At 35.7% G+C, this 12458-nt stretch carries 9 protein-coding genes and 2 tRNA genes; 3 read left to right on the top strand and 8 right to left on the bottom strand.

Going from position 1 to position 12458, the window contains the following annotated elements; translation table 11 throughout:
• Window positions 1-191: 191 nt before the first annotated feature.
• The 8 genes from NU08_RS04560 to NU08_RS04525 all read right to left on the bottom strand — a co-directional run bounded on the left by NU08_RS04560 (window position 192) and on the right by NU08_RS04525 (window position 10195).
• Window positions 192-1775: an MFS transporter gene (locus tag NU08_RS04560; RefSeq protein ID WP_129746054.1), complete on the bottom strand. Its 1584-nt coding sequence runs from the start codon at window positions 1773-1775 to the stop codon at window positions 192-194.
• 1 nt (window position 1776) lies between these two features.
• Complete coding sequence (locus tag NU08_RS04555) at window positions 1777-2826, bottom strand: HlyD family secretion protein (protein ID WP_129746053.1); 1050 nt, start codon at window positions 2824-2826, stop codon at window positions 1777-1779.
• A gap of 120 nt (window positions 2827-2946) precedes the next feature.
• On the bottom strand, window positions 2947-4239 hold the full coding sequence (locus NU08_RS04550; protein WP_242502480.1) for a TolC family protein: 1293 nt from the start codon (window positions 4237-4239) through the stop codon (window positions 2947-2949).
• Window positions 4240-4674: 435 nt separating this feature from the next.
• Window positions 4675-5496 (bottom strand): AraC family transcriptional regulator, encoded by an 822-nt coding sequence (locus NU08_RS04545; RefSeq protein WP_129746051.1) that lies wholly within the window; start codon window positions 5494-5496, stop codon window positions 4675-4677.
• A 251-nt stretch (window positions 5497-5747) separates the two neighbouring features.
• A tRNA-Asp gene (locus NU08_RS04540) sits at window positions 5748-5821 on the bottom strand.
• 723 nt (window positions 5822-6544) lie between these two features.
• A tRNA-Asp gene (locus NU08_RS04535) sits at window positions 6545-6618 on the bottom strand.
• Between the two features lie 86 nt (window positions 6619-6704).
• The gene (locus NU08_RS04530; protein ID WP_129746050.1) at window positions 6705-7631 is read right to left on the bottom strand and encodes a DUF58 domain-containing protein; all 927 of its coding nucleotides are present in this window, start codon (window positions 7629-7631) and stop codon (window positions 6705-6707) included.
• Window positions 7628-10195, bottom strand: coding sequence for a M1 family aminopeptidase (locus NU08_RS04525; protein WP_129746049.1), 2568 nt, complete (start codon window positions 10193-10195; stop codon window positions 7628-7630). Before NU08_RS04525 ends, NU08_RS04530 begins: the two co-directional genes overlap by 4 nt.
• Window positions 10196-10347: 152 nt before the next feature.
• On the opposite strand from NU08_RS04525, the gene NU08_RS04520 reads away from it, so the two are divergent.
• From NU08_RS04520 to NU08_RS04510, 3 genes are all read left to right on the top strand, one after another.
• Window positions 10348-10698: a hypothetical protein gene (locus tag NU08_RS04520; RefSeq protein ID WP_129746048.1), complete on the top strand. Its 351-nt coding sequence runs from the start codon at window positions 10348-10350 to the stop codon at window positions 10696-10698.
• A 348-nt stretch (window positions 10699-11046) separates the two neighbouring features.
• On the top strand, window positions 11047-11967 hold the full coding sequence (locus tag NU08_RS04515; protein ID WP_165352410.1) for a DUF4625 domain-containing protein: 921 nt from the start codon (window positions 11047-11049) through the stop codon (window positions 11965-11967).
• A gap of 15 nt (window positions 11968-11982) precedes the next feature.
• Window positions 11983-12450 (top strand): DUF4625 domain-containing protein, encoded by a 468-nt coding sequence (locus NU08_RS04510; protein WP_129746046.1) that lies wholly within the window; start codon window positions 11983-11985, stop codon window positions 12448-12450.
• Window positions 12451-12458 lie beyond the last annotated feature (8 nt).

Below are 12458 nucleotides of genomic sequence, written 5' to 3'. Positions count from 1 at the left end.
TGATAAGTGTTGTTTACCACAACAATTAAACGCACTGTTTGTCATTTCGACGAAGGAGAAATCTCCACAAGAAGCTCGACAAAGATTGGACTTTCGTTGCGGAGTTACTTACGGAGATTTCTCCTTCGTCTAAATGACATAAAATGAGAGCAGAACTTAGAACTTGAAACATTAAACCTGAAACAAAATCTTTACCCAATCCAAATCTTACTTTTCATCAAAGTCACAGTCTGTCTCAAATGCTGATTGCATGCAATAAGAATTATCAAAACTAAAAGACCGTAACCTACAATGGTATAAATTTCCATATCAGCTAAGAGAGTCGATTGTTTAGTAATGCTTCCGAAAATCTTTTTCATGGCTAAAACATTGGCATTATCTGCTGAATATCCTTTAGCAATAAAACTCTGCGTAGTGTTTGCAATGTTTTGCTGTGCTTCGGGATTTTCGCCCGTTACGAACTGGCTTAGTTTAAAAAAGTGTTTTTTGTTTAAAAATACTGTTGCATTCTGCATGACGCAAAAACCAATCGTACTTCCCCAGAAACGTCCTGAAACGCCGACAATTCCCGAAGAAACCGCCATATTTGCAGGAACCGAAGATGTGGTAAAGAGAATTAACGGAACAAATAAAAACCCCACTCCGATACCCTGCAAAAAGTACGGAACAATAATATCTGACAAAGCCACATCGGGCACAAAAAGAAACGTAAACCAAAAATGATACAAGGCAATTAGCGAAAAACCAATCAGGAAAATAATTTTGGTAGAAACCGATTTCATCAAAAAATAAGCCGCCAAAATCAATCCGATTACATTTCCGAGTCCGTTAATGTACTGCACGCCCGCAACACGAGACGGATCCCAATTCCAAATCGAATACATAGCCGAATGGCAAAGACTAAGCGTTGCCCTGCTGATGTAAAACAGGAAAAACAATAAAAACCCAATTCTCAGATTGGCGTATTTAAAAACTTCAAAATCAAAAGTGGGCCTTTTAACCAAAAGCTCTTTGAAAATGAACAAACCTCCCGTAATGAGTGCCATAATAAGCATTAAAACCATTTGAGAAGATTCGAACCAATATTTTTTCTCGGCATACACAAAAAAGTAGGCACCGCAAAGAATAGCTGTTAAAACCAAAAAATAGCTCATCCAGTCGATTTGATACAACGGGATTTTCTTTGTGATTCGGTGCCCACGAAAAGTAACCAAGATTAAAAAGACATTTAAAACCTGCAATCCGCCCGAAACATACAGCATGTATTTCCAGTCGTAATGATCCAGAAACCAAACCGCAATATTCATAATAAAAGGCGTTGACAACAGTAGAGAACCATAATAAAAGGAAAAACCAATTATAATGGCATTTTTAGAATCAAACTGCTCAATAAGCAATTGTCTGATGGTAATGGCCGGAAGCGCCATTAAGATTCCTTCGGCAACTCTCAGCAATAGAAAAACCGCAAAATTATCGACATAACCCGATGCCACAATCGTAACTCCAATTAAGGAATAAACTCCTATGAGGTAATTTTTGGCAGGGAAAAAACTCGAAAATCGGCTTTCTATCAAAATTGTAGCCAGCAGAGTTCCGTACGTAACACACATCGCAAACTGCAAATCTTCGGGCTCAATATCCAGAAAACTTGCCGCATACGTTACGTTTGACGTATAAACTCCCAATAAAATCATGGAATGCAAAAGACAAACAAACAAAATAGTAATGATTGCCCATTTTGGAACCCATGATTTAAATATACTTTTATCTTCCATTTTAGTGTGCTGCGATGACAGTAATATTCATTCCCGCTCTTAAAAAGTTGGCTTGTTTGTCGCTGTCTTTTAACTGAATTCTAACCGGAATTCTTTGTTCAATTTTTACGAAGTTACCCGTTGCATTGTCTGGAGGAAGCAATGAAAATCTTGCCCCGCTCGCAGGAGATAAAGAAGCAATTGTTCCTGTAAAAGTCTTATCGCTCAAAGCATCGGCTTTTATTTCAACATCTTGTCCAACTTTTAAATATTGCAATTGCGTTTCTTTAAAATTGGCTGTTATCCATTTTTCTTTACTTACAATAGAAAGCAAAGATTGTCCTTCTTTTACCAATTGTCCTGGCTGTAAAGTTCGTTTTCCAACCCAACCGTCGTAAGGCGCTGTAATTATAGTGTACGAAAGAAATAAAGCCGCGTTATCAGCCACAGCTTGTTTTGCAGCAATATTCGTTTGCGTTGTAGGAACGTTTGCTTCGGCAACAGAAGTGCTTAAAGCCGATGAATGAATTCTATTTTTCATTTCCTGAAAATGCGCCTGCGCCGATTCGTAATCTGCTTTTACTTTTTCTAATTGCTGAGAAGTTGCTGCCTCTTCGCTTACCAAAGCTTTATATCTTTCGTATTCTAATTTGGTTTTCCAAAGATTCGACTTTGCAGCTTCTAATTGCGCTTCGTTAATCGCTGTTGCGCTTGCCGTATTTATGGCATTTTTCTCAGCCACAACGCTATTTTGTTTCGCATTCTGAACATCGGCAAGAGCCACATTCAATTTCGATTGATATTCTCTGTTATCAATTACGACCAAAGTATCGCCTTTGTGCACAAACTGATTTTCATCGAAACGAACCTCTTGCACATAACCAGTAATTCTCGACATAATTGGCGTTACATATTGCTCCACCTGAGCGTCATTCGTTTCTTCATGATTTCGATTAAATACATAAAACCAAATTCCCAAAATAACACCGCTTATTACCAGCGTGCACGCAATAATCGTTATTAGTATATGAAACGTTTTATTTCTTCTAGTTTCATTTTTAATCTTAACCATATCTTTCTTTTCTCTTTAACTTAGTTCTTTTCTAAAATGTCTTTTCTCTTGCCTCTTTCTTTTATCAAGTCTTGCTTCTTGCCTCTTTTTTCTTAAGGCTTTAGCCTAATCTCTCACCATCTAGCTTTGCGGAAGCATTCCCGCCGTATGAAGCAGTTCGTAATGTTTTAAAACCGCATCCAATCGCGTAGAAATTTTGTTGTATTTCGCCTGAAGCAAAGCATTATCGGCATCGACCATTTCGGTAATTAAAACCAATTGGTTTAAGTATTTCAGCTTTACAATTCGGTAATTTTCTTCGGCTAAATCCAAAGCTTTATCAACCACCACAAACTTTTCAAGGATTTCCTGATATTGTGTGTGTTCTTTATATAGCTTGTCCTGAATTTCCTCTTTTACAATTTCATTCTGCATTTCCTGCCATTTGATTTTGGTATTGGCCTGCTCCATTTTGGTCTTGTTTTTATACAAAGACGAAAGGTCAAAAGTAGCTTCGATCCCCACCTGGCCTAAAGTGTACAAATACGGATTTGGCGGAAAGAATTTGTAGTTTGGATAATAAAAACCGTAGTTTCCAAAGAAATGAACACTTGGCAAGTAATTTCCTTTAACCAATTTCAATTCCGTTTTGCTGATGTTTAACTCTTGGCTTGCAATACGCATTTCTTCGTTCTGCAAAGCTTTTGTCATATAAAAATCATACGGATCTAGACCGTTCATTTCATCAAGACTTGAAGTTGTATCGATTACAATTTCTTCATTTTCTGGAATTTGGATCAGCGTTTTCAGATCGTGAAGTGCGATTTTAATGTTTTTGGAGTTAGTTAACGCATTCAATTCGCGATCTGAAAGCTGTAATTCGGCACGAATAACCTCGTTTTTCGTAACCGTTCCATGTTTTTGAAGCGATTGCACTTCTTTCAGTCGGCTTTTTTCTTCTTTGATGTTTTCTTCGAATATTTTCTGAAGTTCCATCATTTTATAAATTGCCAGATAGTTTGCCACCACTTCAAGCTCGATATCATTTTCGGCCTTTTCTGTTTTTATTTTGGCGATTTCGTTTTCCTGATTGGCAATTTTGATGGCGTTATTAATCTTATTTCCAGCATAAATTGGCATTTTAAAGGTTGAATTTACCTCATAAATTTCAGGAATTGCCGGAGTTACTTCTTTGTCTTTAAGAAATCCGCTTCCTTTGAATTCGGTAATATTCGTGATGCGAGAATACATGCCGTTTAGCTGTACGTCTGGTAATCGAAGCTCTTTTCTTTCTTTAATGTTTTGCTCTGCGAGCGTGACCTCCAATTGAGATCTAAGGATTTTCTTGTTGTTTTCTTTAGCCAGTTTCAAAGCTTCTTGTAATGAAACCGAATGAACTTCCTGCGCTTGTAAGCCATTGAATGCTAATATCATTAAGATTAACAGCAGGATTCTGGAAAAACAATCGTCTGTAGAATTTGTTGTTTTAAGGAACATAAATACATTAATATTTGATGCTGCAAAGTTCCTTCATTTTTCTCGTGACTGATAATTCTAAAAAGCCAAGAACATATTCATTTCGGACAAACGTTAAAATTCTATTTTCCGAAAACGTTATATTAAAGCACTGAAAAACAATTTATTACAAAATAGATTTTGATTGTGATATTTCACACAGATTTTAATAGATTTTAGCAGATGCGCGCAGATTTTTCTTTTTAGTCTCGCAGATTCCGCAGATTATGCAGATTATAAAGCATTTAAAAATCTCTGAAATCTGCGGAATCTGCGAGACTTTTTTTTACGCATGGAATAAAAAAGAATCTGCTAAATCAGCTAAAATCTATTAAAATCTGCGTGAAATAAAAACTATTTACTTTCCAAAATCTCTTCACCATTTAAGTAATCTGAAGGTCTTTGGCCCAGAATTTTGAAAAAAGTGTTGCTGAAAGTTGGAACACTATTGTAACCAACTTCTTCGGCCACCTCTTTTACTGAAAGTTTTCTTTCCAATAAAAGTTCGATAGCTTTTAAGATTCTTCTAATGGTATAATATTGAATAAAAGACATTTTAAGATCTTTTTGAAACAAGCGATATAAAGAGCGTTCGCTAAAACCAAATTCGTGAGCTACATCAGCAAACAGAATCGTTTCTCCTAGATTGTTTTCAATATGACGCAGAATTTTTCCAAGACGTTTGTCTTTGGGTTGTGGCAATTCTAAAGGTAAATTATTAGTGCAAATTTGCGGAAGAATCGCTTTTATCGCTTTGGCAATGGTAAAATTTGGGGTTCCTTTTTTAAGATCTCCATTCCATCGATTGGTAAAAAGCATCATTTGCAACAACAAATTGTTTACTGGATAAATTCCTTCCACCTTATAAAAGTCATCTTCTTCTTTTTCAACCGGAAAATACAGATTTCGCATCGTAACACTTTCCGATTTCGGCTCGATACTATGCTCCACTCCACTCGGAATCCAGATAAAGTGCCTTGCTGGTAAAAAGTACGTTTTGGTTTCTGTAGTTACAAAAACAACATCGCCTTCTGCATATAAAAGCTGTGCTTTCTGGTGTCTGTGTGGCGGAATAAACAACTCACCCATCAAATCGTGGTGACAGTAAATGCTTTTTTTATCAGCATCTACTTTTTTGATGTAATATTTATCGAGTTTTTGACCAGAGTGTTCCATAATATAAAGATAGGAAGAAATTTAACCGCAAAGCACGCAAGGTAAAAGCGCAAAGTTCGCAAAGCTTTTTATACTTAAAATTTTTAGCCACAGATTAAAAGGATTAGAAGGATTTTTAAAATCTGTGTTAATCTGTATAATCTGTGGCTAAATTAAACTTTGCGAACTTTGCGTAAATCTTAGCGTGCTTTGCGGTTAAATACCAAAAACAAAAAAGCCTTTCCGTTAAGAAAGGCTTTTAACAACTTAGGCGGTCTGGACGGGACTCGAACCCGCGACCCCATGCGTGACAGGCATGTATTCTAACCAACTGAACTACCAAACCCTGCGTTATTGCGAGTGCAAAAATACAACAGATTTTCGTTTCTGCAAGCGTTTTTTCAAATAAAATTTGAGAAATTTTTAATTGGTTAAAATCCAATATTTTAAAAATTGGCGAGTAAATCAAAAAAGAAGAAGTTTCTTTCTTTTTAACCGCAAGGCACGCTAAGATTTACGCGAAGAGCGAAATGTTTTTTAATCTTTCGACCTTTGTCAAAGTTTGAAACTTTGACAAAGCTTCTTCATGCAGCATTATTTATCTCGTTTTTAAACATAGCCCGTGGTTTCAACCACGGGAAACGTATTTATACACATTGTGTCCCCGTGGTTGAAACCACGGGCTATGTTTTAACAAATAAATGGAAAATCTTTGTGGAGTTACTTGCGAAGGTTTCTCATCCCTCGAAATGACAAACTGTTCGTTGAAATCAGAATTATGCAAAAAAAATCGCAAAACTTTCTCAATTGTAAGCTTTGCGAACTTTTCATTCTTAAAAAATATCTTTGCGAACTTTGCGTAAATCTTAGCGCCCTTTGTGGTAAAAACAAAAAAAAACAAAAGTGTCTTAAATCAAAAAAGCCATCCACAAAAGTGGAAAGCTTTTCATTGGTCTAACTACTAAACCAGCTACGAGTTACAAAGTCGTAGCAAAACAACACAACTAATCTTAGATACCGTTTTTGGGCAAAAAAGCCTTTCTTAATAGAAAGGCTTCTCCCAATATTGCGGTCTGGACGGGACTCGAACCCGCGACCCCATGCGTGACAGGCATGTATTCTAACCAACTGAACTACCAAACCTCTGCGTTATTGCGGTTGCAAAGATATAACAGAATTTCATTTCTGCAAGCGTTTTTATAAAAAAAATGAAATTATTTTTTAAAATATCATCCAAAGTTTTGTTTTTCAATCAAATATGTAGTCAATATTTTTTCAAAATTATCGCCAACATTTACCGGAACGTACTTAATTTGGTTCTTTGCGCAGGTTAAAGCCAAGTTTTTAAAATAAGCTTCTACCCTTTTTTCATATTCCTCTTTTACGTTATCCGCAAAAATCGAAACCTCATCTCCCGATTCTAAATCGATGAATTTTCTAGGTGAATTATCAAAATCAAAATTCAACTCGGTCTCATTGTCAACCACATGAAACAAAACCACTTTGTGCTTGTTGTGTTTTAAATGCTGCAATGCGTTAAATAATTTCTCATCATCTTCTGTCTGAAACATATCGGTAAACAAAATAATCATCGAACGGCGATGCATTTTCTCAGCAATCTGATGCAAATATGTAATAGTATCGGTTGTTTTTTTGACTTTTGGCTGAACCAATAATTCTTCCAGTTTGTTTAAAAGCATTCTATGATGACGATCGCTTCCTTTTTCTGGAGCGTAATATTCGTATTTATCCGAGAAAACACTCAAACCAACCGCATCGCGCTGTTTCTTTAAAATATTCATTAAAACTGCCGAAGCCAAAACGGCAAATCCAATCTTTTTTTCGTAAAATGGCTGATTCGATTTTAATTCCGGATAATGCATTGACGACGAATTATCTACAATCAAATGACAGCGTAAATTGGTTTCTTCTTCAAAACGTTTCGTATACAAGCGATCGGTTTTGGCGAATAATTTCCAATCGATATGTTTGGTGCTTTCGCCTGCGTTATAGACTTTATGCTCGGCAAATTCAGCTGAAAATCCATGAAACGGACTCTTGTGCATTCCCGATATAAAACCTTCCACAACCTGATTTGCCAGCATTTCCAGATGCTGAAAACTCGAGACTTTCTCTATTTCCGATTCAATTTTCATTCGGTTTCTTTTTTTATGTTTTGTGCTTTATAAAGCAAATCTGTCGCCTGAAACAATTTACGCTTCAAGATCGGACTAAAATTAGGGTTTTCTTTTAAGAATCGCTGTACTTCATCAAAAGCAAATTTCGAAGAATACTTCCCAACAGTATTATCCAGCCAATCTTTCGGAAAGAAAATATCTCCCGTGCGCTGAATTTCATCAACCAAATCTAATGAAAATCTAATATACTTTTGCGCACTTTCCTGACGAAGCGGATGATGAATATTGGCCAATCCAACCGAAACCCAAGATTCTTTTTCGCGGTTTGAATCGTCTTTTAAAGATTCCATAAAAGCATTTCGAACCGATTCATCTTTTGATAATGAAGGTAATAAAAACTCAAAACGCTTTTGTTTATCAGGATTTGTAAACGAAGTTCTTGTTTTCTCCAAGATTCCATCAGCCAGTGGATGTTTAAAAATCGCCAGATTCATTGCCATATTGGTATAATCGTCTTCATTTAATTTCAAATTCGGAATCGAAATTTCTCTATTCCAAACCTTGTACAAACTGGCTTTCGCCGAATTAGAATACGCAATCGAACTAAATAATCCGAATAAAGTCTTTTTGATATTGGCCGATAAATTAGCCTGCAAACGTTCATTCAAAACCCCTTCGAGCTGTTTCTGGAATTTGTTTTGCTGTTTTTCCGTCAATAATCTCCAATAAATTGTATTCAAACTTCCTGAAACAATTCGCAGAACTAATTCATTTTGCTCCGTCTCAATTCCTTTTAGAAAACAATCAAAAGCTCTTTCTGGGGAAACATTCCCAATCAAAGTATTTTCGTAAAGATTACTATAAGCTGAAGCTCTTGCCATTTCATCTTTCAAAGAAGCAATATAATTTAAATTATTCCCATCAAGCGGAAAAACGCCGTATCCAAAACCGTTATAATTGTAAATAACAGCTAGCGGTTTTTCGAGTCCTTCGGCTTCTTTTACGACGGTACTTTTGTCATTAACATTAACCGATAAAATCTTTACCTCTTTAGCATAAACTAAACCAATCTGAAAAACCTGAGGCCAGATATCCTCTGATTTATCCTCGGCTTGTTGTTGAATTTCAAAACTTTTAATTCGGTTTTTAGAATCGTATTCAACTTTATCTGTAAAGATGGCTCTTCCAGATTTATTAACCCAGACATCGCTCCATTTTTTCATATCCAAAGGCGTTTCAGCATCTAGAAGTTCTACCAAATTATTCCAATCGGCATTGTCGTTGGCGTATTTCTGAATGTATTTTTGAATTCCTTTTTGAAACGCTTCCTTACCCATCGAAGCCTCTAACTGACGCATCATAATGGGTGCTTTGTTGTAAATAATAGCGCCGTATAGTGATCCCGCATTCTTCAAATTCGCCAAATGCTGTTTGATCGGATGTGTTCCTAAAGATCGATCTTCCGCGTAAGCGCTAGGATAATGCGCTGTAAAAAACTGCAGATTATGATTGACTTTCGGGAAAATCGGATTCATGATTTTATCGGCCATAAAGTTGGCAAAAACCTCTTTCATCCAAACATCGTCAAACCATTTCATAGTTACCAAATCGCCAAACCACATGTGCGAGGTTTCGTGAGCAATCAATTTTGCACGATTTAGTTTTTCGCTGTCGGTTGCGCTGTTATCCAAAAACAAAGTTGATTCTCGGTATTGAATCGCACCAACATGCTCCATTCCGCCATATTGAAAAACTGGAATTGAAGCGAAATCCAGCTTTTGAAAAGGAAATTTATAATTGGTATATTTTTCTAAAAAGTCTAAAGATTGTTGATGCAGATTGAAAATAGTATCAGCGCTTACGCGAAATTTCTCTGGGCTATTTTCACGATATAACATCGTCATTTCTAAACCTGGTTTCTGTGTCGCACTTTTAAATTTTCCTGCAACAAAAGAGAATAAATACGTACTCATTTTATCGGATTCTCCGAAAGTATAAGCCGTAAAATCGCCTTTTTCGAGTTTCTCTACAACATCAGCTCCAGCCAAAACAGACCAATCTTTCGGTACAGAAAGACTCAGTTTATAAGTCGCTTTTAAATCAGGCTGATCGAAACACGGAAACAATGTACTCGCGCGATCTGGAACTAACAAAGTATACAAAAAATCGTCATTTCTGTTTAAAGATAAATTACCTGCAATAAATGAAATTGAAAATGTATTTTTTCCTGAAACCAAAGCCGAAACCGGAATTACAATATGCCCGTTTTCATGAATAATAGAAAGCTTTTTTCCGTTTGCTTCAACTGTTTTTATGTTGGAAGTTTTCTCTTTAAAATCTAAAATTAAGGGCTGACTTAAATCAGATAAACTCAAATTTACAATCAAATTAGAATTTATATTTTCTGATTTCTTATACGGAATTTCGAAAGACAAAATGTATTGAAGATCTGAAATCTGCTTTTTACGAAATTTCGCCAGCTGTTCTAAAACACCATTTTCTAATAATTCATTTTCTTTTACCTGAGAAAAACTATTGAAAATCAATATAAAAAAACAAAGAAAGCTGTAGAAAATTTTCATTTTTAAGGAATATAAGATTTGCTAAAATTAGCAAAAGCATTGATTTTTTACAAACAATTATCGCAACAACATTGCATTTAAAAATAAGATTTCTATATTTGCAACACTATTGCATTAATTCTGGTTGAAAATATCAGAAGTAATCTTAACGAATGAAAAAGAAGCTTAAATTTATAAATCTCTTCATGCCTTTGATTGTATTGTTCGCAATACTTTTTCCGGCTGTCCATTCGTATGAGCATATTTTGGATACTCATTCGGCAAAAGAGAAATTAGAATTTTCTGTCTCCGAAAAACCGCAATTCAAAGCCAAACTGCATTCGTTTCATAAATGTTCGATTTGCGATTTTAAGTTCAGCGCTGTTGGCACATTTGAGTTCCATGTTTTTCAGTTTTTCATGAATAATCCTGTTGTAAAACACACTAGTTTTTACAGCAAACCGCATTTTGCATTTTTTAAAGGGGCGCTTTTCTCACTTCGAGCCCCGCCTTTTACATTTTAGTATTTTTTGTGCTCTGTTTTGCTTTGGCAATTCGGCTATTTCATTGATTTTAAGCAACTAAACAAGATTGATATTGTAATTGTCATTGATTTCTGCTTTTTCCGCACAAGAAATTCTCTTTTCAACTTTATCGATTACAGCATTTGAACTAGACCGCTATTCAGGTTTTTAGTTCTGTTCTGTCGTTTTTCATTCATTTAAAAGATGTTTCACCCCGCTGGTGCTTTCTTCTAAATGATGAATTTATTTCTATAAATATTTCGTCCCTCTGGGACTTGAATATTGAAATCACAATGCTTTCGTAACCCAAATACTCTTTATAAAATGATCAAAATCAAATCAGAAAAAATGAAAACAACAAAACTCATTCTGGCTTCGTTTTTCGCGACAATTGCTTTTACAAGCTGTAGTAACGACGATTCAGAAAAAGAACAGGCCATTCCAGCTATTGACAAAATCGAACTGGGTCTTGGCAACAACGAAACGGCTACTATCGGACAAGATTTCCATTTTAATGCTGAAGTCACGGCCTCAGATAAAATTGAAAATGTACAGGTAAAAATTGTGCAGAAAAGTACCGAAACGTATTCAAAAGTTTGGTCGCATGAAATTACCTGGACACAATATGCAGGCGCAAAAAATGCCACAATTCACAAGCATTTTGACATTCCCGAAGATGCCGTTGAAGGTAAATACGATTTCATCATCATCATAAACGATCAAAACGGAACGAAACTAGAAATCAAGAAAAACCTAACGATTTACAAATTAGAAAATATTCCTGTAAACCCAGTTGCCTCAGTATTTACACTTTTTATAAATGATGCTTTTATGTACAGAAAAGGCAAATTTTCTGATGAAACTGCTAAATACAAAAACAACGATATTTTCAGTTCGCAGGTTACGCTTGAAGGTGTAAAAGGAGACGGAATTATGTATCTGCTTTTGATTAATAAAAATACCAAACACAATCCGGAAAGTGTGGATCAGATTGATTTTAGCAAAGTGATTGTGTATGATGTTTTCGAACATAAAAATATGGCCGAAGCTGGTCAGTTTTCGAACATTCCGTGGGACGGGACAAAGTTTTTGAGAGAGACACCAAAGCTTACAATTGGCGCATCAAAAGACAATAATTTACCTGTTCCGCAGGATTTGGTTGCTAATAAATCTTGGGCAACTGGCAATTATACTTTTCTGGTTTTGTATAAAAACACGACTTATAACATCAATTTTTCGCAATCTCTTGAGGTTCCATTTGCACTTTAATTCCAATCAAAAAATATGAAAAATTTAAAGTCTCTACTAGGCGTTTTTGCCCTTGTCTTTATAACATCTTGTTCAAGCGACAATGCTGAAATCGATACCGAATATCCTGTGATTGATATTACACAAAATGCTTTTCCGATTCAGTGCAGTACGATTGAACGCGGTCAGACGATCACTTTTAAAGCTTCTTTTAGCGATAACGTTGAGTTGGGTTCTTACAGTCTGGACATTCATCACAACTTCGATCATCACACGCATAGTACAGAAGTGACAACTTGTGAAATGGAAGCGGTAAAAAAGCCTGTAAAACCAATGCTTTTCATTAACAATTATACTATTCCGAACGGAATGAAAAGTTACGAAGCAACAGCACAAATCACCATTCCTGCTGATGTTGATCCTGGAGATTATCATTTTATGATTCGCTTGACGGACAAAGAAGGCTGGCAAACGCTGAAAGGTTTAAGTATTAAAATTTTATAAGATCAGAT

Source organism: Flavobacterium anhuiense, from assembly GCF_004151235.1.
Lineage (GTDB): Bacteria > Bacteroidota > Bacteroidia > Flavobacteriales > Flavobacteriaceae > Flavobacterium > Flavobacterium anhuiense_A.
Note: the sequence above shows the minus strand (reverse complement) of the source record. Positions and strands in the feature narration are given on the sequence as shown.